Raw genomic sequence first — 23,241 nt, 5'->3', positions numbered from 1 at the left:
GCGTTCGCGCCGACCGCTGGAAACCGCCGTCTCCGCTCACGGCCTCGGGAACCGGGACGCGACCCGTGTGCCAGTGGCTCACGCGTCGGGCACCACCGCCACCGGGCAGGCCGCGTGGTGCAGGACCGCGTGGGCGACCGGGCCTAGCAGGCCGATCCGGATGGTGGGGCGGCGTCCGAGCACCAGCAGCGCGGCCTTGGCCGACGCTTCCACCAGCACCGGCCCGGGCGCCGTCCGCTCCGTCACCTCGACGACCTCGACGCCCGGATGCGCGGCCCGCCAGGGGGCGAGCGCGCGAGCCAGCAACTCGGCCTCGGTGTCCCGCACCCCGGCTTTCCGCTCGGCCGCCGCGACGGTGGTGGCGTGCACGGCCCGCAGGACCAGGCCGGACCGTGCCGCCGCGGCGAACGCGAACTCCAACGCCGCCTCGGCGGGCCGGCGGGCGTCCACGCCCACCACCAGGTGGTCGCGCTGGGCCGGGCCCGCCGGCTCGACCGGGAGCACCACCGTCGGGCAGCCGGCCCGGGCCACGAGGTACAAGGCGGTGGAACCGACCCGCAGCCCGGCGAAGCCGCCGTCGCCGCGCGCGCCGACCACCAGCAGTTCGGCGTCCTCGGCGGCGGCGCCGAGCGCCGAGGTGGCGACGTCCTGGACCTCCTCGGTGTGCAGCCGCACGGCGGGGTGGCGCCCGGTGAGTACGTGCCGCACCTCGTGCAGCAGGCCACCCCCGTCGGACGGCGGCCCGGGCGCCGGGTGGGGCAGCCGGGGCAGGGCGTGCAGGGCACGCAGCGGTCGGTCGCGCACCAGCGCCTCGCGCGCGGCCCAGTCGGCGGCCAGCAGGCTCGCCTCGGAGGTGTCGACGCCGACGGTGACGGGCAGGTCCACGGTGGTTGCCTCCTCGATGACGGCCCCCCTGATGCTCGGTCAGGACCCCCGGGTCCAGTCTGCTACCTCGGGGAGGTCGGTGCCGTATTCGCGGATCCAGTCGTGGTGTCGGGCGCGCTGGTCGGCCATCCGCTGCCGGACGGCCGCCGCCCGTACGGCGAGGCCGGGCGTGCGGTCGATGACGTCCATGACCAGGCGGTAGCGGTCGAGGTCGTTGCGGACCACCATGTCGAAGGGCGTCGTGGTGGTGCCGGACTCCTTGTAGCCGCGCACGTGCAGCTGCGGGTGGACGGCACGGCGGTAGGCGAGGCGGTGGATCAGCCACGGATAGCCGTGGTACGCGAAGATCACCGGACGGTCGCGGGTGAACAGGGCGTCGAACTCGGCGTCGGGCATCCCGTGCGGGTGCTCCTCGGCGGGCATCAGCCGGGCCAGGTCCACCACGTTCACCACCCGCACCGCCAGGTCCGGCAGCTCCCGGCGGAGCAGGCCGGCCGCGGCGATCACCTCCTGGGTGGGGACGTCGCCCGCGGCGGCGAGGACGACGTCCGGTTCGCGGGTGCCGTCGTCGGTGCCCGCCCACTCCCAGACCCCGGCGCCGCGGGCGCAGTGGACGCGGGCCTCGTCCAGGGTGAGCCAGTCGAAGCACGGCTGCTTGCCGGCGACCACGACGTTGACGTAGTCGCGGCTGCGCAGCACGTGGTCGGCGGTGGCGAGGAGGGTGTTGGCGTCCGGCGGGAAGTAGACCCGGACGGCCTCGGGGCTCTTGTTCAGGACGTGGTCGACGAAGCCCGGGTCCTGGTGGGAGAAGCCGTTGTGGTCCTGGCGCCAGACGTGCGAGGTGAGCAGGTAGTTGAGCGAGGCGATGGGGGCGCGCCAGGCGATCCCCCGGCTGGTGCGCAGCCACTTGATGTGCTGGTTGACCATCGAGTCGACGATGTGGACGAATGCCTCGTAGCAGGAGAAGAGGCCGTGCCGTCCGGTGAGCAGGTAGCCCTCCAGCCAGCCCTGGCAGGTGTGCTCGGAGAGGATCTCCATCACCCGGCCGTCGCGGGCGAGGTGTTCGTCGGTGGGCACGGTGGCGGCCTGCCAGGCCTTGCCGGTGGCCGCGTAGACGGCCTGGAGGCGGTTGGAGGCGGTCTCGTCGGGGCCGACGAGGCGGAAGTCGCGGCGTTCGGCGGTGTCGGCCATCACCTGTTCGAGGAGGTCTCCGAGGATCCGCGTCGGCTCGTGCAGCGTGGTACCGGGCTTGTCAACGGGTACGGCGTAGTCCTCCAGGGGAGGCAGCGGCAGGTCGCGCAGCAGGAGGCCTCCGTTGGTGTGCGGGTTGGAGCCCAGGCGGCGGGTGCCGTCGGGGACGCAGGCCAGCACCCCGGGCAGCGGGCGGCCGGTGGCGTCGAACAGCTCCTCGGGCCGGTAGGAGCGCAGCCAGGCCTCCAGTCGGGCCAAGTGGTCGGGGTTGTCGCGGACCTGATCCAGCGGCACCTGGTGGGCGCGCCAGGTGCCCTCGACGGGGACACCGTCGACCTCGGCGGGACCGGTCCAGCCCTTGGGGGTGCGCAGCACGATCACCGGCCAGGCGGGTCGCCCGGTGGCACCGTCCTCCCGGGCGGCGCGCTGGATCGCGGCGATCCGCTCCAGCGCGGTGTCCAGGGCGGCGGCCATGGCCCGGTGGACCGCCAGCGGGTCCTGCCCCGACACGTACAGGGGTTCGTGCCCGTAGCCGCGCAGCAGGGCGTCGAGCTCGTCCTCGGGCAGGCGGGCGAGGACGGTCGGGTTGGCGATCTTGTAGCCGTTCAGGTGGAGGACCGGCAGAACGGCGCCGTCGTGCACCGGGTCGAGGAACTTGTTGCCGTGCCAGGAGGCCGCCAGCGGGCCGGTCTCCGCCTCGCCGTCGCCGATCACGCAGGCCACCAGCAGGCCGGGGTTGTCCAGGGCCGCGCCGTAGGCGTGGGAGAGCGCGTAGCCGAGTTCGCCGCCCTCGTGGATCGAGCCCGGGGTCTCGGGGGCGACGTGGCTGGGCACCCCGCCGGGGAAGGAGAACTGGCGGAAGAGCTTCGCCATGCCCTCGGCGTCCCGGCTGACGTCCGGGTAGGTCTCGCTGTAGCTGCCCTCCAGCCAGGAGTTGGCGAGGACGGCGGGCCCGCCGTGGCCCGGGCCCCAGACGCAGATCGTGTCGAGGTCCCGCTGCTTCACGATCCGGTTGAGGTGGGTGTGCACCAGGTTGAGGCCGGGTGAGGTGCCCCAGTGGCCCAGCAGCCGGGGCTTGATGTGCTCGGGCCGCAGCGGCTCGCGCAGCAGCGGGTTGGCCATCAGGTAGATCTGGCCGACCGCCAGGTAGTTGGCGGCCCGCCAGTGCGCGTCCAGCTCCTGGACCTCCTGGTCGGAGAGCGCGGCGGGCGCCGTTGACGGGGTGACGGACATGGCGGGGGTCTCCTCGGGGTCGGGCGCGGCGCCCCGGCGAGCGCGCTCGGCCTCATTGTCACCGCCGTGGCGCGAGGGCGCACAGGGCCGCTCGGGGCACGTCGGGACCGGTGGGGCAGGACCTGTGGCCCTGTCTTCCGGGCTTCCGGGCCCTGGGGCGGGGCGTCCCGGGGGATGGAGGATGATGATCGGAGCGGGCGAGCCTGCGGGCCCGCCCGCCGCGACCGAGGGACTTCCCGAACCCGCACGAGAACCGGAGCATTCCCCATGAGCAGCTACGTACTGGCCGGTGTCGACGGCTCCGCCGAGAGCACCGCCGCGGCTCGCTGGGCTGCCGCCGAAGCCGTCCGGCGCGGCCTCGCGCTGCGCCTGGTCCACGCCCGGACCTGGCTGGACGACATCCACGGCGACCCCGGTCAGCCGGCCGACGTCCGCGCGCTGACCAGCCGGATGCTGTCGGACACCAGGCAGGCGGTCCTGGACGCGCACCCCGGTCTGGAGGTCGGGGCGGAGCTGATCGGGGACACCGACGCGGTCGAGCCGCTGGCCGCGACGCTGGCCTCGGCCGCCTCCGGGGCGGAGCTGCTGGTCCTCGGTTCGCGGGGGCTCGGAGGCTTCGCGGGCCTGCTGGTCGGATCGGTCGGCCTCGCCGTCGCCGGCCGGTGCGAGGTGCCCGCGGTCTTCGTCCGCGCCGGCGAGGCCGAGCGGCCGGGCCGCCCCGACCGGCCCGAGGTGGTGGTCGGCGTCGACACCCGTGAACCCTCCCGTGAGGTCGTGGAGTTCGCCTTCCGCGAGGCCGCCCGCCGTGGCACCGTCCTGCGCGCCGTGCACGGCTGGGAGCCGCCGGCGGTCTGGGGCTACGCCGGCGGGGTGTCCCCGTTGACCGAGGCGGAGCAGTTCCGGGTGATCGAGCGCGAGTTGCTGAGTGTGGCGCTGGCCGACTGGCGGGAGAAGTTCCCGGAGGTCGAGGTGGTCGAGGACACCCGGATCGGTACCGGTTCCTCGGCGCTGGTGGAAGCCTCCGCCGACGCCTGCCTGGTGGTGGTCGGCCGCCGGCGGCGCCCGCACCACGCCGGCCTGCGGCTCGGCCCGGTCGCCCACGCCGTCCTGCACCACTCGCAGGCACCGGTCGTGATCGTTCCGCACGACTGACCCACGACTGACCGGACGCCACGCGACGCGGTGGGCCCCATGACTTCGTGGGGCCCACCGCCGTTTTCCGCTGCCCCGCGCGGGACGGCCGAGAGGACCGGACCGCCGGCGCACCAGGAAGCGCGCCGACGAATCCCCGACTCGGGCCACCAGCGGTCAGGGCTGGGCGAGGCGCCCGTACAGGGCGCCGATCCCGCCCGCGTCCATGATGAGCGGCAGCGTGTCGAAGAACAGCTCCCAGTCGCCGCCGGGGCCGACGCGCTCGACGATGCCGAACGGCACCTCGGCGCCCTTCCCGGTCACCGGGTCCTTGCTCCACTCGGGAACGGCGGTGCCGTACCACTCCACGTAGGCCATGGTCCGGCCGAAGGCGACCTGGCCCGACTCGAAGCGGACGTCGGCCTGCTCGAAGAGACGCCGGAAGTAGGCGCTCTTGCCCTCGGCGGTGGCCAGCGGCGCTGCCAGGCCCGGACCGGCGAGGCGGGCGCCGCCCGTCCGGCCGACCAGCGCGGCGACGTCCCCGCCGTTCCAGGCGGCCAGCCGGGCGGTGATCTCGCCGGCCCGGAACGGCTCCGGGGCCCGTCCGGCGGAGGCCGGGACGGCGCCGGCCGGGTCGGCGGTGCCCGCGAACAGGGGGCGCAGCTCGGGGGCCACCGGCTTGAACAGCTCGTGGCGGTCGTAGTAGCGGCGGGCCTGCATGGTCCTGCCGTCGTCGGACAGTACGTTCCGGGCGATCTGCGGAAAGGCGATCGGGTGGCCCTTGACCGTGGCCTCGTTCCACTGGCCGAACATCACCACCGCGCCGTCGGCGACCACCTCGGTGCCGCGGTAGCGGAAGTCCGGGACGAGGCCGAGCGTGCGGGTGATCGCGGTGCCGATCGCGGTCTGCCCGCGCTGCGGAGCGCCGCCGGCCTCCCAGAGGGTGGCCTCGCCGTCGAAGATCGCCTGGTACACCCGGACCCGGGGGTGGGTGAGGTCGCCGGGCGCCGGCGGGGTTCCGGTCGGGGTCTCGCCGAAGGCGATCTGGCGCCGCAGGAAGGCGCAGGCGTTGGGGGTGAGCCGGCCCTCCAACCGCTCCGGCTTCCCCCGCACGTCGGCGCACTCGGCGGGCGCGCCGGCCGCGCCACCGCGCCCGCCGCCGGCCCCGGCGGGGGCGCCGGTCGCGGTCGTGACCGCGCCGAACGCCACTGCGGCGGCCGTCGCGGCCGCGAACAGCGCGGTGCGGGCGCCGCGCTCCGGGCGGCGGGCGAGCTGCCGGACCAGCGTCATGTCGATCCCCTTCCGTGGACTCCACCGCAGGTCGGAGGGGTTCTCCGGCCTGCGGTGATCACCCTGCCGGACAGGGTTCGGGGGGTCGATTACCTCGGAGGTCATCCGCGGAGCGAGGACGGGCGGCGCCGCAGCCGGACGGGGGCCGGAGCCGGTGGTCAGGCCTCCTGGGTGTCCAGCCAGTGCAGCAGGACGGTGCGCTCGGTCTCGGTGCCCGCCGTGCTCGCCGGGTCGAGCACCCAGTGGCGGATCCGGCGCAGGGTCTCCGCGTCGAGGTCGAGGTAGAGCCGCCAGTGGGCGTGCGGGTGGCAGTTGGCCTCACGGGGTTCGCCGCACTCCTGGCAGTGGGTGAAGAAGGCGTCGACCAGACGGTGCACGAGCGTCTCGGCGGGCATGGGCGGCGTACATCCTCACTCGTTCGGCGACCGGGTTCGCTGGTGGGCCCGCCGGTCCGGGTGGATCGGCGGCCCGCATTCCAGGGTGCGGGCCGGGGCCGGCGGGCGGCAGGGACCAACGTCACGTCCCGGGACGCCGGGGGCCCGGTCCCCGTGGGGGTGGGGACCGGGCGGTTCGGGGCGGCGCGGCGTCGGGGCGGCGCGCCGTCGGGGTCAGCCCCGGCCGGCGGACTTCTGGGTGCGCCGGGAGACCGAGTCCAGCACCACGGCAGCCAGCAGCACCGCACCGGTGATCATGTACTGGATGGCCTGGGCGGCGTGCACCATGTCCAGCCCGGTGGTGATCGACTGGATCACCAGCATGCCCAGCAGCGCCGACCAGGTGCTGCCGCGGCCGCCGAACAGGCTGGTCCCGCCGATGACGGCGGCGGCGATGGCGCTCATCAGCACGTTGCCGCCGCCGAGCAGCTTGTCCGCCGAGCCCTGCAGCGAGGCGATGAACAGGCCGCCGAGGCCCGCCAGCGTGGCGGAGACCGTGAACACCGCGATCCGCACCCGGGCCACGTCGACGCCGGCCCGGCGGGCGGCCTCCACGCCGCCGCCGACCGCGAACACCTGCCGGCCCCAGGAGGTGCGGCGGAGCACGAAGTCGGTGAGCACGACCACGCCGAGCAGCACCACCAGCGGCAGCGGCAGACCGCTGTCCTGGTTGAGCGTCCAGGCGCCCGCGAGGGCGACCACCGCCAGGGCGCCGGTGCGCAGCGCGATCTCGCCGGCCGGCCTGGCGGGCAGGCCGGCCGCGGTGCGCCGGCGGGCGGTGAGCAGGTGGGCGCCGAGGAAGCCGCCGACGGCGAGGACGGCGAGCAGCCAGGCGTAGGCGATGTCGCCGTCGCCGAGGAAGTGGTTGTCCAGGTGGGCGACCACGCCGTCCTTGATGTTGTTGACGGTGCCGAGCCTGCCGAGCACGTAGTCCTGCAGCCCGCTCCAGGTGAGCATGCCGGCCAGGGTGACGACGAACGCGGGCACGCCGATCCGGGCGAAGAAGAAGCCGTGCAGGGCGCCCATCGCGGCGGCGGTGAGCAGGCCGAGCAGGACGGCGAGCCACTCGTCCACGCCCTGCCGCACTGCGAGCACGGAGGTGACGGCGGCGCAGGCGCCGGCCACCGAGCCGAGCGAGAGGTCGATCTCGCCGAGCAGCAGGACGAAGACCACGCCGACCGAGATGAGGCCGTAGCCGGCGATCCACTTGGTGATGTTGGTCAGGTTGTCGGCCTGGAGGAAGTGGCCGGTGACGCCCTGGAAGACGATCGCGATCAGGACCAGGCCGAGGACGACGGGCAGCGGGCCGAGGTCGCCCCCGCGGATCCGGCGCCGGAACTCCTCGGCGTAGCCGGCGGCGGGGACCTGGGCGTCGGCGGCGGGGACCTGGGCGTCGGGGTCGGTGACCGGGGCGGCGGGGTCGGTCCGGTCGGCGCTCACCGCGCCTCCTCCGCGATGCGTGCCCGACGCCGCGTGACGGCGTTGTCGGTGGCGCCGGTGATGGCGGAGACGATCGCCTCGGACGAGGTGCCGGCGACCGGGAACACCCCGTTGTTGCGGCCGAGCCGCAGAACGGCGACGGTGTCGGCGACCGCGCGGACGTCCGCCAGGTTGTGGCTGATGAGGATGACGCCGAGGCCGCGCTCGCGCAGTCGTTCGACGAGGTCCAGGACCTGTGCGGTCTGCTCGACGCCGAGCGCGGCGGTCGGCTCGTCGAGGACGACGACCCGCGGCTCGCCGACCAGGGCACGGGCGATGGCGACGACCTGGCGCTGCCCGCCGGAGAGCGCGGCGACCGGGGTCCGCACGCTGGGGATGCGGATCGACAGGGTGTCCAGCAGTTCCTTGGCGCGCCGCTCCATGGCGACCTCGTCCAGGACGGCGCGGCGGCGCAGCTCGCGGCCGAGGAAGAGGTTGGCGACGACGTCGAGGTTCTCGCAGAGCGCGAGGTCCTGGTGGACGGTGGCGATGCCGAGCGCCTGGGCGTCCTGGGGACGGCCGATCCGCACCGGGCGGCCGTCCCAGGTGATGGTGCCCTCGTCCACGGGGTGGACCCCGGCGATCGTCTTGACCAGCGTGGACTTGCCGGCGCCGTTGTCGCCGACCAGGGCGAGGACCTCGCCCGCGTGGACGTCGAGGTCGACGGCGGTGAGGGCCTGGACGGCGCCGAAGCGCTTGGAGACCGCGCGCAGCGCGAGGACGGGTGCGCCTGTCACGAGAACCACCTCCTGCGGGGGTGTACGGGGCGGGAACGGGCACGGGCGGCCGGACCCGCCCGGGCGCTCGGACGGGTCCGGCGGGGCGTCACCTGAGTCCGGCGGCGTCGCAGGCGGCGCCGTAGTCGGCGGCGCAGATCTCGGCGATCCGGTAGAGGCTGTCGGCGACGACGGTGTCCTTGATGTTCGCCTTGGTGACGACCTTGGACTCCAGCAGCTTGGCCGGGATGCCCCGGTCGGTGGCGCTGTCCACGGTGTCGGTGGCGATGCCCTTGACGTCCTCGCCCCGCAGCAGGTTGACGGCCAGTTCGGCGGCGTACTCGGCGAGCGGCCGGTACGCCTTGTAGACGGTGTAGGCCTGGTCGCCGGTGACGATGCGCTGGATCGCGTCGAGGCCGGCGTCCTGGCCGCCGACCGGGACGCTGATCCCGGCGGCCTTGAGCTGGGCGATGATCGCACCGGCCATGCCGTCGTTGGCGGAGTAGACGGCCTGGAAGCCGTCCTTGCCGAGCTGGGTGATGGCGGCGGCGGCCTTCTGTCCGGCGACGGTGGGCTTCCACTCGCCGGACTGCTCGTAGACCACCTTCCTGATCCTGCCGTCGAGGACCTTGTGGGCCCCGGACCTGAAGAGCGCGGAGTTCGGGTCGGCCTCGTCGCCGTTGATCATCACGATGTTGGCGTCGGCGGCCTTGGCCCCCAGGGCGTCCAGCAGCGCCTGGCCCTGGAGTTCGCCGACCTTCTCGTTGTCGAACGAGACGTAGGCGGAGACCGGGCCGGTGGCCAGGCGGTCGTAGGCGACGACCTTGACGCCCTTGTCCGCCGCCGCCTCGACCCATGTCCGGGTGGACCTGGCGTCGAAGGCGTCGAGGACGATCACCTTGACGCCCTCGGCGATCAGGGTGTCGAACTGCTGCTTCTGCTTGGCCGCGCTGCCCTCGGCGTTGCTGTAGCGGACCCTGCAGTCGGGGCAGAGGGCGGCGACCTTGGCCTCGATGAACGGGCGGTCGAAGGACTCGTACCGGGTGGAGGAGGCGTTCTCCGGCAGCAGCAGTCCGATGGACTTCGTGTCCCCGGTGACCGCGGAGTCCTTCTTGTCGCCGCCGGCCTTGCCACAGGCGGCCGGCGACAGGGCCATCGCGATCGCGGCGGTACCGATCAGGACGCGACGCATCGTTGCGTTCATGGGGAACCCTCCGGGACAGGGCCGCTCCACTGCGGCAGGTGGCAGGAGTTAACCCGGACATGTCATGTTACGTCAATAAGTAAATCCAAGCTTGGGACAATCCCGACGGGTTCGTTATGTTCGTGAATGCCCACCCGCGCTTGAAACCCGGAAGATCCTCCGAGTCAAGTCCCCAAATCGCGTGCACCGCAACCCTCTTGACAGGAGCAGGCGGAACACTCCTACGTGTTCAAGAGTTTGATCATCCCTCGGCGAAGTGCGGCGCCCTCCGCCCCCGGTGGCGGCCGGGGCACCGTTCGCCGGATCGACCGGGAGCCCGCACCGCGGCCCTGCCGGCCGGGACCTGCCCGGGACACCCGGGACCTGGGCGCGCCCGGACCCGGGCGAAAACCCGGACCGGGTAGCGGCCGTCGCCCCAGGCGGCCGGGACACCGGGCGGCCGACCTTGGAAGTCACGCCCGGTCGGCGCACCGGGCGGTCGTATCGGCCCGACCCAGGGAACCCCCTCATGACCGCAGAGTCCGTCCCGTCCGCCGTCCTCCTCGACGCCCGCCGCTCCCTCTGCCTGCCCGACCTGCTCCGCGCCCAGGCCGCCGCCCGGCCCGACGCCACCGCCGTGACCGGCGACGGCGGCCGGCTCACCTTCCGCGAGCTCGGCGCCGCCGCCGACGCGCTCGGCGCGCAGCTGCACCGGCTCGGGGTGGCCGCCGACGACTGCGTCGGCCTGTACACCGAGCCCTCGCTGGAGCTGATGACCGGCGCCTGGGGCATCCTGCACGCGGGCGCCGCGTACCTGCCGCTCTCCCCGGAGTACCCGCAGGAGCGGGTCCGCTGGATGATCGAGTCCAGCGGGACCAGGGTGATCGTGACGCAGGAGCACCTGCGGGCCCGGCTGACCGAGCTGGTCCCGCCGCGCACCCGGATCCTCGTCCCCGCCGAGCTCGCGCAGGACCCGGACCTGCCCGGCGCCCACCCGGACCTGCCCGGCGCCCACCCGATCCCGCACCAGGGCCACGGCCCCGCCGCCCCGGACCCGCGCTCCCTCGCGTACGTCATCTACACCTCCGGCTCCACCGGCCGCCCCAAGGGCGTGATGATCGAGCACCACAGCATCGTGTCCCAGCTGCGCTGGCTGGCCGACGCCGGGCACCTCGGCCCGGAGGCCGTCGTCCTGCAGAAGACGCCGATGAGCTTCGACGCCGCGCAGTGGGAGATCCTGGCGCCCGCCGCCGGAGCGCGGGTGGTGGTGGGCGCCCCGGGCGTCTACCGGGATCCGGAAGCGCTGATCGACACCGTCCTCGCGCACGGGGTGACCACCCTGCAGTGCGTGCCGACCCTGCTGCAGGCGCTGCTGGACACCGAGCGGCTGGCGGACTGCACCGGCCTGCGCGGGCTGTACTCCGGCGGCGAGCCGCTGTCGGCGCGCCTGGCGCGGGCGCTGACGGCGGCGCTGCCGGGCGCGGCGCTGGTCAACCTCTACGGCCCGACCGAGTGCACCATCAACGCGACCGCCCACCGGGTCGATCCGCGGGCGCCGGGCGACGGGGCGGGCTCGGTGCCGATCGGCGTGCCGGTGGACCGCACCAGCTGCTTCGTGCTGGACGAGGAGCTGGCGCCGGTGGAGGTCGGGGCGATGGGCGAGCTGTACATCGGCGGCGTCCAGTTGGCCCGGGGCTACCTCAACCGGCCGGATCTGACGGCGGAGCGGTTCGTCGCCTCGCCCCACCTGCCGGGCGAGCGGCTGTACCGCACCGGCGACCTCGCCCTGTGGAACCCGGACGGCACGCTGCAGTGCGCGGGCCGGGTGGACAACCAGGTCAAGCTGCGCGGCTACCGGGTGGAGCTGGACGAGATCGCGCTCGCGATCGAGGAGCACACCTGGGTGCGGCGGGCGGCGGCCGTGGTGACGGACGACGCGCGGACGGGGCACCGGAACCTGGTGGCCTGCGTGGAGCTGAACCCGAAGGAGGCCGCCCTGATGGACCAGGGCAACCACGGCGGCCACCACCAGTCCAAGGCGAGCAAGCTCCAGGTGAAGGCGCAGCTGTCCAACCCGGGCGTGCGCGGCGCGGCCGAGCTGGCCGGCCGGCCGGTGGTGGAGCTGCCGGGGCGCCGGGAGACCGGGCGGCAGCGGCGGGAGACCTTCGCCCGCAAGACCTACCGCTTCTTCGAGGGCGGCCCGACGACCGTGGACGACCTGCTGGCGCTGCTGGCCGCCCCGCACCCGGCCCGCCCGGCCCCCGGGCCGGCGGCGCCCCGGGAGGCTCCCGTGACGCTCGCCGAACTGGGGCCGGTGCTGCGGTGGTTCGGGCAGTTCCACAGCGAGGAGCGGCTGCTGCCGAAGTACGCGTACGCCTCCCCCGGCGCGCTGTACGCCACCCAGCTGTACCTGGAGACGGACGGCTCGCACGGCCCGGCCGCGGGCGTGTACTACTACCACCCGCTGGAGCACACGCTGGTCCGGGTCGGCGCGGCCGACCCCGGGGGGCCGGCGCTGGCGGTGCACTTCCTGGGCCGGCGCGGCGCGATCGAGCCGGTGTACCGGAACAACATCCAGGAGGTGCTGGAGTTCGAGACCGGCCACATGCTGGGTGTCCTGGAGGAGGTGCTGCCGGAGTACGGCCTCGCGGTGCGTCCGCTGGGCCACGAGCCGGACGTGCAGCGGCGGTTGGACGTCGCCGAGGAGGACTTCTACCTGGGCAGCTTCACGATCGTCCCGGAGGACGGGCGGCCGCGCCGGGACGACACCGAGCTGTTCGTCCAGGCGCACCCGGGCGGGGTCGAGGGCCTGCCGGCCGGCCTGTACCGGTACGAGGGCGGCGAGCTGAGCCGGATCTCGGACGAGATCGTGGAGTCCCGGCACGTGATCGCGATCAACCAGCAGGTGTACCGCCGGGCGGGGTTCGGCATCACGGCGGTGAGCCGGGCCGCCGAGCCGTGGCTGGAGTACATCGGCCTCGGCACCCGGCTGCACCACCTGCAGCGCAACGCGCTGGGCTTCGGGTTCATGTCCTCGGGCTACAGCTCGCGCAGCGGCCATCCGCTGCCGTCCGCCCGGCGGATGGAGGCGGTCCTGACCGGGTGCGGGATCGCGGCCGGCCCGTCGTACTTCTTCGTCGGCGGGCGGGTGAGCGAGGAGCAGGTCCGCAGCGAGGGCATGCGGGAGGACGCCGTGCACATGAAGGGCCCGGCGGAGCTGATCAGGGACGAGCTGGCGGCGGTGCTGCCGGACTACATGGTCCCCAACCGGGTGCTGGTGCTGGACGAGCTGCCGCTGACCGCGAACGGCAAGGTGGACGCCAAGGCGCTGGCCGCCGCCGAGCGGGTCCGGGAGGCGGGCACGGGCGCGCCGTTCGTGGCGCCGTCGACGCCGACCGAGCGCCGGCTGGCCGGGGTGTGGGCGTCGGCGCTGAGGTACGAGGCCGTCTCGGCGGCGGACGAGTTCTTCGCGGCGGGCGGGAACTCGCTGATCGCGGTGGCGCTGGTCAACCGGGTGAACCGGGAGTTCGGCACCCGGCTGCCGCTGCAGGTGCTGTTCGAGTGCCCGGGGCTGGCGGACCTGGCGGCACGGATCGACGCCTCCCGCGCCGGCGGCGGGGCGGCGGGCACACCGGTGTCCCGGCTGGTGGCGCTGCACCGCGAGGGCGCCGGCGACCCGGTGTTCTGCTGGCCGGGCCTGGGCGGCTACCCGATGAACCTGCGCCCGCTCGCCGGGCGTTCGGACCGGCCGTTCTTCGGGGTGCAGTCGTACGGCATCAACCCCGGGGAGACGCCGTACCCGACGATCCGGGAGACGGCCGCCGCCGATGTCGCGCAGATCCGCGAGGTCCGGCCGCACGGCCCGTACACCCTGTGGGGGTACTCGTTCGGCGCCCGGGTGGCCTTCGAGGCGGCCTGGCAGCTGGAGCGGGCCGGGGAACGGGTGGCGGACGTGATGCTGATCTGCCCGGGCAACCCGGAGCTGCGGCGGGCCGACGGGGAGCGGTACGGGCGCGAGTCCTCCTACCGCAACCCGGCGTACCTGACGATCCTGTACTCGGTGTTCGCCGGGTCGATCGGCGGGCCGGAGCTGGCGCGCTGCCTGGCCGAGGTGGACGACGAGGAGGGCTTCGCCGCCTTCGTCCACCGGCTGCTGCCGGACCTCGACGAGGAGCTGATCGGCCGGATCGCCCGGATCGTCGGGGAGACGTACGAGTTCGAGTACAGCTTCCGCGAGCTGGCCGAGCGCCGACTGTCGGCCCCGGTGACGGTCTTCAAGGCCACCGGTGACGACTACTCGTTCATCGAGGGCATCGAGGGCGTCGAGGGCGGCTCCGGCTGGTCGGGGGCCGCGCCGGGGATGGTGCGGCTGGCCGGTGACCACTACGGCGTGCTGCGGGAGCCCGGGGTGGCGGAGCTGGCCGCCGCGCTCGCCGCCGCGGCGCACGGCTGACCCGCCGCCGCCGGACCGCCGTCCGGGGCCCCCTCACCGGGCCCCGGGCGGTACCGGCGCCTCGGCGAGAGTCCTGATCCGGGCCAGCCGCCGGTCCCAGTCGGCGGCGAGTCCGGCCATCCAGCGCGCCGTGTCGTCCAGGGCGGCCGGGCGGACGGCGTAGCGCACCTCGCGGCCGGCCCGGCGGCCGGCGACCAGCCCGGCGGCGTCCAGCACCGCGAGGTGCTTGACCACGGCCTGCCGGGAGACCGGGAGCCGCCCGGCGAGGGTGGTCGCGGTGGCCTCGCCCTGGGCGGCGAGCAGGTCGAGCAGCCGGCGGCGGGTCGGGTCGGCGAGGGCGCCGAGCACGCCGTCGACCGCCTCGCCGCCCGGGCTCCGGTCCGCCGTCGCGGTGTCGTTCATGGGGCTGCTCCTCGGCCGGCACCAGCGGTTGCAACCTCATGGTTGCACGTGGCCCGGAGCAGGGGCAATCCGGCACCGGCCGGCCGGGTCAGCCCCACCACTGCTCGGGGACGGCGGCCGGCTCCCGCTCCGGGCCCGCCGGCCCCTCCGGCGCGGGATCGACCCGGGCGGGGCCGCCGGTGACGACCAGTCCGTCGGGGCCCGCCTCCGCCACCTGGTAACCGGACTCGCGCAGCACGGCGGCGACGGCGACGGCGACGGCCGCCCGGACGCCCTCGGCGGGCGGCGGGCCGCCGGTGGGCCCGCCAGCGGGCGGCCAGTCGATCACCACCCCGCGCGGCCCCGGGTCGATCCGCAGGCCCGAGGGCCCGCGCCCGGTGTCGAAGCCGGCCCGGGCCAGGTCGGCTGTCACGTCCTCGAAGAGTTCCCGGTGTTCCACCATTGGCGCAGCGTAGGCCCGGCCCCGCACCCTCCCCCGGCGCGGCGCGCGCCGAAACGCTTCACCGCGCCGCCAACAGCACCCGAGCGCAGCATCGGAGCCGCGGCCGCGCCCGCCGCCGGTGCGGCGGACCCCCCGGACGGGCCGACACGAGCGGCCGGACGGGCCGATGGACGTGCACAGTCGGCGCGCTCCCGACAGCATGACAGAGTAAGCGCTCCATCACTTTGAGCAACGGGGCGGCGGGTCGCCGGATCCGTGCGCCGGCCTGCCCGGCACCCCCGTATCGAGAGGTCTGATGATCACATCACTCCATCGGCCGGCCGTTTCGCGGCCGGGCGTCCAGGACGTGCCGCGGCGGACGCCGGGGAGCCCGTCGTGAGAGCCGACCAGCAGTCGGGCACGGGACCGGCCACCAGCACCCGAGCGGCGCCGGCCAACAAGGCCGAGGCGCTCGCCGACTGGACGGACGGACGGCTCGGCATCTACGCCCTGTCCAAGTCCAACCTGCGCAAGATCTTCCCGGACCACTGGTCCTTCATGCTGGGCGAGATCTGCCTCTACACCTTCGTCATCATCATCCTGACCGGCGTCTGGCTGACCCTGTTCTTCGTCCCGTCCATGGGCGAGGTCGTCTACGAGGGCCCTTACGTGCCGCTCAAGGGCATCCGGATGTCGGAGGCCTACGCCTCGACGCTGAACATCAGCTTCGAGATCCGCGGCGGCCTGCTGATCCGCCAGATCCACCACTGGTCCGCGATCGTCTTCGTCGCCGGCATGTTCGCGCACATGATGCGCGTCTTCTTCACCGGCGCGTTCCGCAAGCCGCGCGAGCTCAACTGGCTGTTCGGCGCGGGCCTGCTGATCCTCGGCATGTTCGACGGCTTCATGGGCTACTCGCTGCCCGACGACCTGCTCTCCGGCACCGGCATCCGGTTCATGGAGGGCGCGATCCTCGCCGTGCCGATCGTCGGGTCGTACTTCGAGATGTTCGTCTTCGGAGGCCAGTTCCCGGGCGCCATCATCATCCCGCGGCTCTTCACGGTGCACATCCTGCTGATCCCGGGCATCATGCTGGGCCTGCTCACGGCCCACCTGATCCTGGTCTTCTACCACAAGCACACCCAGTTCGCCGGGCCCGGCCGGACCAACGAGAACGTGGTCGGCATGCCGCTGATGCCGGTGTACATGGCCAAGGCGGGCGGCTTCTTCTTCCTGGTGTTCGGCGTGGTCTCGGCGATGGCCGCGATCGCCACCGTCAACCCGATCTGGGCGTACGGCCCCTACCGGCCCGACCAGGTGTCCACCGACGCCCAGCCCGACTGGTACATGGGCTTCTCCGAAGGCCTGATCCGGATCATGCCGGGCTGGGAGATCGGCCTCTGGGGCCACACCCTCGTGATGGGCGTCTTCCTCCCGCTGATGATCTTCCCGCTGGTGCTGGTGGCGATCTGGTCCTACCCGTTCCTGGAGGGCTGGATCACCGGGGACAAACGCGAGCACCACATCGCCGACCGGCCGCGCAACGCGCCGGTGCGCACCGCCTTCGGCGCCGCCTGGATCAGCCTCTACCTGGTCCTGCTCGCCGCCGGCGGCAACGACCTGCTCGCCACCCACTTCCACCTGTCGATCAACGCGATCACCAACGCGGCCCGGATCGGCTTCTTCGTCGGGCCGGTGATCGTCTTCGTGATCACCAAGCGCTGGTGCCTGGGCCTGCAGCGGCGCGACAAGGAGAAGGTGCTGCACGGGCGCGAGACCGGCGTCATCAAGCGGCTGCAGCACGGCGAGTTCGTCGAGGTGCACGCGCCGCTGCCGCAGGACCGGCTCTACACGCTCACCTCGCACGACCAGCCGCAGCCGGTGGTGCTGCCGCCCGAGGTGGACGAGAACGGGGTGGCCCGCAAGGTGTCGCTCTGGAAGCGCGCCCGGGCCAAGCTCTCCCGCGGCTTCTACGGCGAGGGCGCCCAGATCGCCAAGCCGACCGCCGAGGAGCACCAGGAGATCAGCAGCGGCCACGGCCACCACTGAGAGCCGCGCACCGCGCGCACGGGCCCGCCGCGCACCCGAGGGGTGTGCGGCGGGCCCGTGCGCGGCCGGCGGCGGGCCGTCAGGCGCGCAGTGCCGCCGGGAGGGCGGCGAGCAGCGCCGCGGCGAAGGCCACGGACAGGCAGACGGCCGCCCAGCGGGCGCAGACCCGGCGGCACTCGGCGCGGTAGCGGGCGGCCAGCTCCCGGCAGCGGCCCACGGCCCGGTCGACGACCTCCTCGGCGTACCGCAGCCGGTCCTCGGTGTAGGCGCTCTCCAGCGCCTCGCGGTCGTCCGCCGGGAGCCAGGGGAAGCGGTCGGCGAAGGCCCGGGCGTCCCGCGCGGCCGCCGCGACCTCCGCCTCCCAGGCGAGGTAGCCCTCCAACCTCGCGATCTCCGCCCCGGTGTCCGCCACCGGCCGGACGTTCCGCGCCTTCGGCGGACGCTGCCTGCCACCCATGACCGCTCCCTGTCCCGCGTGTGTCCTGTGCTGTCCCGTGCTGCGCCGTGCAGTTCCGTGCTGTCCGGTGCGCGTCCGGTGCGGGTCCCGCCCACCGCTCCGGCGGACCGCTCCGCGACGAGGCCATCACTACCAGTGACCGGATGGCGCCCGGCCGGCGACTCGCCGGACCGCCGCGCCCCGGCGCCGGGAGCCGCCCGGCCGGCGGGCGGCGCGCGGTCCGCGTCGCACGCCGGGGCCACGACAGCGCACCCCGGCACGCGCCCTCGGCGACTGCCGCCCCGCGCCGCCGTGGACACGCTCCGCACACATCCGTGTACCATCGGCGATCGAGGCGGCGCCGCTGTCCGGCGCCGGACCGGCCCGCCGTCCCCCGGCCCCGTCCGGGACGCGAACCAGGAGGTCAGCCATGCCCGACGCCGGTCGGTTCAGCGAGTCGGGCGAGCAGGGCTCGCGCGCGGTGATGGAGGCGGCGGCCGTCCTGGAGCGCGAGCTGGCCGCCGGACTCGCCGACGCCAAGGCGGCGACCGAGCGGCTGACCACCGAGCACCGCGTCGACCAGGAGGAGTTCGACCGGCTGGTGCGCCGGGTCTCGGAGAACACCCACCAGCTCATCGACGCGGTCAGCGAGCGGGTGCTCGCCGGCACCACCGGCGAGGTCTCCGAGCACGCCGAGCGCATCACCGCCAACGCGCACGACGTCCTCGACCTGCTGCTGCGCCTCGGCTCGCTCGCCCCCGGCCTCGCCAACCGCGGCCTTCAGGACGCCTTCGGGCCGCAGCGCGCCGCCCGGGCGGACGACGGCACCGGGCCCGACCAGCGGCCGCAGGGGTGACGGCCCCGGCCGCACCCCCCGCCCTCGGCGCGCCGCTCGTCGAACACGTCCTGGCCCGCTACCGCGAGCGCACCGTCGCCGAACTCCTGCGGCACATCCCCGAGCAGAGCCCGCCCTACCTCTACGACCTGGCCGCCGACTACCCGACCCGCCCCTGCAAGGGCCTGCGCGCGGCGCTCTGCCTGGCCACCTGCGCGGCCTTCGGCGGGCGGTCCGAACGGGCCCTCAACCCGGCCGTCACCGTGGAGCTGTTCCACAACGGCTTCCTCGTCCACGACGACATCCAGGACGGCAGCGAACTGCGCCGGGGCGCGCCCACCCTGTCCGCCCGGTACGGCGTCGAGGTCGCGCTGAACGTCGGCAACGCGACCAACCTGCTCGGCCTGCGCCGGGTGATGGCCAACCGGCGCGCGCTCGGCGGGGAGCTGGCCTGGCGGCTGTTCGAGGAGACCGAGCTGATGTGCCGCCAGTCCCTGGAGGGCCAGGCGCTGGAGATCGCCTGGATTCGGGACAACGTCTGCGAGCTGACCAGCGGCGACTACTACCGGATGTGCCTGAAGAAGACCTCCTGGTACACCTTCCTCTACCCGTGCCGCTCCGGCCTGCTGGTCGCCGAGGGCGCCGGCGCCGACGCGGGCCGGCTGGACCGGTTCGGCTGGTACCTGGGCGCCGCCTTCCAGGTCCAGGACGACGTGCTCAACCTGACCGGGGCGGCCGAGGAGTACGGCAAGGAGATCGCCGGGGACCTCTGGGAGGGCAAGCGCACCCTCATGCTGATCCACCTGCTGGAGCGCGCCACCCCCGCCGAACGGGCCCGGGTGGTGCGCCATCTGAGCCTCACCCGGGCGCAGCGCGGCCCCGGGGCGGCGGACGAGGTCGCCTGGCTGCTCGACCGGATGGCGGCCTACGACTGCGTGGCGAGCGCCCGGGAGGCGGCGTCCGGACTGGTGGCGGCCGCCGGACGGGAGGTCGCGGCGGTGCTGGCGGGGGCGCCGGAGCCGCCGGACGAGGAGGCCGCGCAGGCGTTGGCGTTCCTCGCCGCGCTGCCGGACTTCGTGGTGGCCCGCGGCCGTTGAGCCCCCGTCGACGCTCCGTCCCGGGCGATGTCACCCCGGTTGCGTAAGATCCGCGACGTCGGTCCCGGACGACGGGAACCGGCCGCGCGGTGGCCCGCGTCACCGGGGATGACGTCGCACAGGTCGAGGTGGGGGTGGGGTGGCCGATGTCCGTACGGTCCGGTCTGCGGGAACTCGAACGGCTCGCCGGGCGGCTGCCGGCCGGCGCCGAGCTGTACCGGCTGCGCCCCGACGGCCGCGTGCTGCTCGCCGACCGGGACGGCGCCCGGGAGTTGGGGCCCGGATCGGCGCACGGCCCGGCCGGTGAGGAACTGCTGCGGTTCATCGACGAGGGCCAGTTCGCCCACTACCTGGTCGGCGACGCCAAGACCTCGCCGGAGCGGCCGTCGAACGCCACCTACAAGCTCGGCATCGTCGCGCCGCGCAGCGCCTTCACGCCGCACGCGCACGGCGGCGAGCACCTGGTGCTCAGCCTCGGCCACGCCGCCTGCGGCCTGTACGACGCCGAGCGGCGCCGGGTGGTGGACGTCCCGCTGACCCCCGGGCTGCTGATCCGGATACCCGAGCTGATGCCGCACTCCTTCGCCAACCGGGGCCGCGAGCCGCTCAACATCCTGGCCGCCAACACCGGGTACGGCATCGACCACGAGGACTACGCGATCACCGCCGCCGAGGCGGAGCGCCGCGCGGAGGGCGAACTCGCCGAGGCCCTGCGGGCGGTGGAGCGGGAGCAGCGGATCGGGCCGGTGGGCCGGCGGGAACGGCTGGCGGCCGGGCTGCGCAGGCTGGCGGCGGCCCTGGAGGACTCCGGCCGATGATCTGCCCGCACTGCGAGGCCCGGTTGCTCTCCCGTGAACGCACCGGGCGGGTCTGCGGACGCTGCCGGAAGCCGTTCGCGCTGGAGCCGAAGAGCACCCGGGGCCTGCACGACCTGCGGCTGCGGCGCGCCGTGGAGCGGCTGGGCGACGGCGGCCGGGTCGTCCTGACGGTGGGGCAGCTGCGCTGGGCCTTCCACCGGCGGGGGCGGCCCGGGCACGTGCCCCGCAAGCTCCCGACCGGCCGGCCGATTCCGCCGACCTTCGAGAATCCGGCCGTCATGGCCCTCATGGCCGTCGCCGGTGCGGCGCTGCTGACCGGCGCCTGCTTCCTGCTGACCCTGGCGGTCGGCTTCGTCGTCCTGTCCCTCACGATGGCCGGCTTCGGCCTCGTCGCGCTCTACGCGGGGGTGGCCGAGCTGGTCCGGCTACCGCGACGGCGCGGGCGGCTGGCCGCCCACGAGCGGGCCGAACTGGCCTGGCAGGAGCGGAACGAGCGCCTCAAGCAGGAGGAGGCGCGGTGGACCTCGCCGCTCGGCCACGGCGACACCTGGAGCGCCGGGGAGTTCCGCATCTCGGTCGTCGAGCGCTGGATCGCGGTCCACGGCGCGCTCCCGGCGGGCGTGGTCGCGGAGTCCGCCGTCCGGCCGGTCGCGTTGGACGGCCCGCCGGCCCTCGCCGTGCTCTGCCCGGACTGGACGGTGACCGCGTTCCTGCACGCCAACGGCTTCCCCGAGCGGTACCGGGCGGTGCTCGTCGCCACGCCGGGCGAACTGCCGCGGCACCTACCGGTGGTGGTGCTGCACGACGCCTCGCCGCAGGGCTGCCTGCTGGCCGCCGAGGCCCGCGCCGCACGGCCGGACGGCACGGTGGTGGACGCCGGGGTGTCGGCGCGCACCGTCCTCGCGGCGGGCGAGCGGGCCGTCCAGCTGTACGAGCACCAACTGCGCGGGCCGTTGGAGGAACAGCTGCGGCGGCTTCCCGCGCTCACCGAGGGGGAGCGCGCCTGGTTCGGCCAGGGCCTGTGGAGCCCGCTCGCCGCCCAACCGCCCCAGCGGCTCCTGGCGGTGGCCGAGCGGGCCGCCGAGCGGGCGCTGCAACGCCACGTCGGATTCCTGAGCTGGCCGGTGCCGGAGGTGCCGCAATGATCTGCCCGCACTGCGAGAAGGACCTGCTCCAGCGCCAGCGCTCCCGTCACCGCTGCGCGTACTGCCGCAAGGAGTTCGCCCTCGACCCCAAGGTCGAAGGCCCCGGCCTGCACGACGTGCGGATCCGCAAGCTGACCGCGAAGCTCACCGACCAGGGCCGGCTGACCGTCACCGGCGGACAGCTCGCCTACGCCCTCCAGCACCGGGGGCGGCCGCCGCAGAAGTTCCGCGGCAACAAGGGCGACGCGGCCGGCCTGTTCGGCCTCGCGGTGATTCTGATCGTGGTGGCCGTGGCGCTGAGCGGCACCGGCTTCGCCAAGTGGCTCCTGCTGGCCGCGCTCGCGCTGGTCGGTTTCGGCATCCGCGCGTGGTGGCTGACCGACGTGCCCGCGCCGGACACCTCGGTGACCTCGCGCTGGACCGAGGACGCGTTCCGCAGCACCGTGCTGGACCGCTGGCGGGAGGTCTACGGAGCCCTACCGGCCGGGCTGGTGGAGGACGGGCTGGTGCAGACCGGGCGGCTGCCCGCCGACCCGGTGTTCGCCCTGCTCTGTCCGGACCGGACGGTCAGCGCCTTCCTGCACGCCAACCGCTACCACGAGCGCCACCGCGCGCTGGTCGTCACCGATCTGCGGGCCGTCCCGGCGGGCCTGCCGCTGGTGGTGCTGCACGACGCCTCGCCGTACGGCCACCTGCGGGTCGCCGAGGCCCGCGCCGGACGGCCCGGACTGCGGGTGCTGGACGCCGGGCTCTCGGTGCGCACCGTGCTGGTCGACGAGCACAAGTACACGCTGCTGCGCGACATCCACCGCTCGGAGGAACTGCTGGCGCGGCTGGAGCGGGAGCTGCCCGAGCTGACCGGCAGCCAGCGCGCCTGGTTCGCCGACGGCTGGTGGACCCCGCTGGCCGCGCTGCCGCCCAAGCGGCTGCTGGCGCTCGCCGAGCGGGCCGCCGAGCGGATCACCGCGCCGCCGGCGCCCCGGGATCCGGCCGCCCTCCGGACCGGGCCGGTGCGCTCCCCGGCGGCGGGGCGGCCGGAGACCCCGGTCGAGACCCGCCGGCGGGCGCTCGCCGTGGGCTTCATGACCTGGCCCGGGTCCGGGCCGGACGGCACCGCCGAGGAGGGGGGCCGCCCGGGCGGTCCGCACCTCGGGAAGGGCCCCGCATGACGGCGGGGACGACGAGAGGCAGGAACCGAATGACGCTGCGTCCGCTGCTGGACGGCGCGCTGACCGTCGCCGCCGCCCGGGCCGGGGCGCCCGGCGGGCTGCGGTACACCGAGCGCCAGCTCTACTACGAGCTGTGCCGGGTGCTCCAGCCGCTGCACGCCGGACCGCGCCGCATCCCGTACACGCTGGCGCCGCCCGTCCGGTACGCGCGGTTCGCCGCCGCGCTCGCCGCGCGCCGCGACCAGCTGCCCGGCCTGCTGCCGCCGCCCGCGCCCCGCCCGGCCGGCCCGCGTGCGGCCGCCGCCGCGGAGTCCGACCTCTACGACTACGGGCTGCCCCGGCTGCTGGTCTGCCAGAGCCGGGAGATCACCGCGATGCTGCTCGCCAACGACCTGCACCTGGAGGCCGCCTGCCCGATCGTCGCGGCGGACGACCTGCCGCTCGACGAACGGCTGGTGGCCGCGCTGGAACGGGCCGGGGGCGCCGTCGTGCACGTGCTGCACGACGCCAGCCCCTCGGGCCTGGCCTGCTTCGAGGAGGTCCGGGCGGCCCACCGGCCGAACGCGGCGGCGGGCGTCCGGGTGCGCTCGATGGGCCTGGTGCCCCGGCACGCCACCACCCTGCACCTGACCTCCGGGCGCGGCCCGCGCGCCTACCGGGGCCCGCTGCCCGCCGGGCTGCGCCCCGAGGAGCGGGCCTGGCTCGGCAGCGGGCGGACCATCGAACTGGCCGCCGTCGCCCCGGCCCGGCTGCTGCACACGGTGATCCGCCAGGTCCGCGGCGGCGGCACCGCCGGACCGCGCCGCACCCCGCTGCACCGGCGGGTGCGCACCGCGCGCGGCAGCGGCTTCCTCAGCTGGCCCGCCGGCTGAGC

At 74.8% G+C, this 23,241-nt stretch carries 19 protein-coding genes; 9 read left to right on the top strand and 10 right to left on the bottom strand.

What is annotated here, in order from left to right; all coding sequences use genetic code 11:
• Positions 1 to 78 precede the first annotated feature (78 nt).
• Complete coding sequence (locus ACFC0B_RS02540; protein WP_376081056.1) at positions 79 to 885, bottom strand: universal stress protein; 807 nt, start codon at positions 883 to 885, stop codon at positions 79 to 81.
• Between the two features lie 39 nt (positions 886 to 924).
• Positions 925 to 3,309, bottom strand: coding sequence for a phosphoketolase (locus tag ACFC0B_RS02535; protein ID WP_376081053.1), 2,385 nt, complete (start codon positions 3,307 to 3,309; stop codon positions 925 to 927).
• A gap of 267 nt (positions 3,310 to 3,576) precedes the next feature.
• Here ACFC0B_RS02535 and ACFC0B_RS02530 point away from each other — a divergent pair, with 267 nt between their 5' ends.
• Complete coding sequence (locus tag ACFC0B_RS02530; RefSeq protein WP_376081050.1) at positions 3,577 to 4,461, top strand: universal stress protein; 885 nt, start codon at positions 3,577 to 3,579, stop codon at positions 4,459 to 4,461.
• Between the two features lie 156 nt (positions 4,462 to 4,617).
• On the opposite strand, the gene ACFC0B_RS02525 is transcribed toward ACFC0B_RS02530, so the two are convergent.
• The 5 genes from ACFC0B_RS02525 to ACFC0B_RS02505 form a co-directional block, all read right to left on the bottom strand.
• Entirely contained in the window at positions 4,618 to 5,730 is a 1,113-nt protein-coding gene (locus tag ACFC0B_RS02525) for a hypothetical protein (RefSeq protein ID WP_376081048.1), read from the bottom strand.
• A 158-nt stretch (positions 5,731 to 5,888) separates the two neighbouring features.
• Positions 5,889 to 6,125: a hypothetical protein gene (locus ACFC0B_RS02520; protein ID WP_376081045.1), complete on the bottom strand. Its 237-nt coding sequence runs from the start codon at positions 6,123 to 6,125 to the stop codon at positions 5,889 to 5,891.
• 213 nt (positions 6,126 to 6,338) lie between these two features.
• Positions 6,339 to 7,604 carry a sugar ABC transporter permease gene (locus tag ACFC0B_RS02515; protein WP_376081043.1) on the bottom strand — a complete coding sequence of 422 codons (1,266 nt, stop codon included), beginning with the start codon at positions 7,602 to 7,604 and terminating at the stop codon, positions 6,339 to 6,341.
• Entirely contained in the window at positions 7,601 to 8,380 is a 780-nt protein-coding gene (locus ACFC0B_RS02510; protein WP_376081040.1) for an ATP-binding cassette domain-containing protein, read from the bottom strand. The genes ACFC0B_RS02515 and ACFC0B_RS02510 overlap by 4 nt, the downstream gene beginning before the upstream one ends.
• A gap of 88 nt (positions 8,381 to 8,468) precedes the next feature.
• Positions 8,469 to 9,563 (bottom strand): substrate-binding domain-containing protein, encoded by a 1,095-nt coding sequence (locus tag ACFC0B_RS02505; RefSeq protein ID WP_376081037.1) that lies wholly within the window; start codon positions 9,561 to 9,563, stop codon positions 8,469 to 8,471.
• A 508-nt stretch (positions 9,564 to 10,071) separates the two neighbouring features.
• Here ACFC0B_RS02505 and ACFC0B_RS02500 point away from each other — a divergent pair.
• On the top strand, positions 10,072 to 13,995 hold the full coding sequence (locus tag ACFC0B_RS02500) for an amino acid adenylation domain-containing protein (RefSeq protein WP_376081035.1): 3,924 nt from the start codon (positions 10,072 to 10,074) through the stop codon (positions 13,993 to 13,995).
• A 33-nt stretch (positions 13,996 to 14,028) separates the two neighbouring features.
• Here ACFC0B_RS02500 and ACFC0B_RS02495 read toward each other — a convergent pair whose 3' ends face one another.
• Both ACFC0B_RS02495 and ACFC0B_RS02490 read right to left on the bottom strand, forming a co-directional pair.
• Entirely contained in the window at positions 14,029 to 14,397 is a 369-nt protein-coding gene (locus ACFC0B_RS02495) for an ArsR/SmtB family transcription factor (RefSeq protein ID WP_376081033.1), read from the bottom strand.
• Between the two features lie 88 nt (positions 14,398 to 14,485).
• The gene (locus ACFC0B_RS02490) at positions 14,486 to 14,839 is read right to left on the bottom strand and encodes a hypothetical protein (protein ID WP_376081030.1); all 354 of its coding nucleotides are present in this window, start codon (positions 14,837 to 14,839) and stop codon (positions 14,486 to 14,488) included.
• 375 nt (positions 14,840 to 15,214) lie between these two features.
• On the opposite strand from ACFC0B_RS02490, the gene ACFC0B_RS02485 reads away from it, so the two are divergent.
• Positions 15,215 to 16,867, top strand: coding sequence for a cytochrome bc complex cytochrome b subunit (locus ACFC0B_RS02485; RefSeq protein ID WP_376081027.1), 1,653 nt, complete (start codon positions 15,215 to 15,217; stop codon positions 16,865 to 16,867).
• Positions 16,868 to 16,946: 79 nt separating this feature from the next.
• On the opposite strand, the gene ACFC0B_RS02480 is transcribed toward ACFC0B_RS02485, so the two are convergent.
• Positions 16,947 to 17,324, bottom strand: coding sequence for a hypothetical protein (locus ACFC0B_RS02480; RefSeq protein WP_376081024.1), 378 nt, complete (start codon positions 17,322 to 17,324; stop codon positions 16,947 to 16,949).
• A gap of 409 nt (positions 17,325 to 17,733) precedes the next feature.
• Here ACFC0B_RS02480 and ACFC0B_RS02475 point away from each other — a divergent pair, with 409 nt between their 5' ends.
• The 6 genes from ACFC0B_RS02475 (at position 17,734) to ACFC0B_RS02450 (ending at position 23,239) form a co-directional block, all read left to right on the top strand.
• Entirely contained in the window at positions 17,734 to 18,159 is a 426-nt protein-coding gene (locus ACFC0B_RS02475; protein ID WP_376081021.1) for a hypothetical protein, read from the top strand.
• Positions 18,156 to 19,235, top strand: a complete 1,080-nt coding sequence (locus ACFC0B_RS02470) for a polyprenyl synthetase family protein (RefSeq protein WP_376081019.1) — start codon at positions 18,156 to 18,158, stop codon at positions 19,233 to 19,235. Before ACFC0B_RS02475 ends, ACFC0B_RS02470 begins: the two co-directional genes overlap by 4 nt.
• A gap of 146 nt (positions 19,236 to 19,381) precedes the next feature.
• On the top strand, positions 19,382 to 20,053 hold the full coding sequence (locus ACFC0B_RS02465; protein ID WP_376081017.1) for a cupin domain-containing protein: 672 nt from the start codon (positions 19,382 to 19,384) through the stop codon (positions 20,051 to 20,053).
• Positions 20,050 to 21,198: a hypothetical protein gene (locus ACFC0B_RS02460; protein WP_376081015.1), complete on the top strand. Its 1,149-nt coding sequence runs from the start codon at positions 20,050 to 20,052 to the stop codon at positions 21,196 to 21,198. Before ACFC0B_RS02465 ends, ACFC0B_RS02460 begins: the two co-directional genes overlap by 4 nt.
• Positions 21,195 to 22,367, top strand: a complete 1,173-nt coding sequence (locus tag ACFC0B_RS02455) for a hypothetical protein (RefSeq protein ID WP_376081013.1) — start codon at positions 21,195 to 21,197, stop codon at positions 22,365 to 22,367. The genes ACFC0B_RS02460 and ACFC0B_RS02455 overlap by 4 nt, the downstream gene beginning before the upstream one ends.
• 29 nt (positions 22,368 to 22,396) lie before the next feature.
• Positions 22,397 to 23,239 (top strand): hypothetical protein, encoded by an 843-nt coding sequence (locus ACFC0B_RS02450; RefSeq protein ID WP_376081011.1) that lies wholly within the window; start codon positions 22,397 to 22,399, stop codon positions 23,237 to 23,239.
• Positions 23,240 to 23,241: the final 2 nt, after the last annotated feature.

Origin of the sequence: Kitasatospora sp. NPDC056184 (assembly GCF_042268405.1) — a bacterium.
In the GTDB taxonomy this organism is placed as follows: domain Bacteria; phylum Actinomycetota; class Actinomycetes; order Streptomycetales; family Streptomycetaceae; genus Kitasatospora.
Note: the sequence above shows the minus strand (reverse complement) of the source record. Positions and strands in the feature narration are given on the sequence as shown.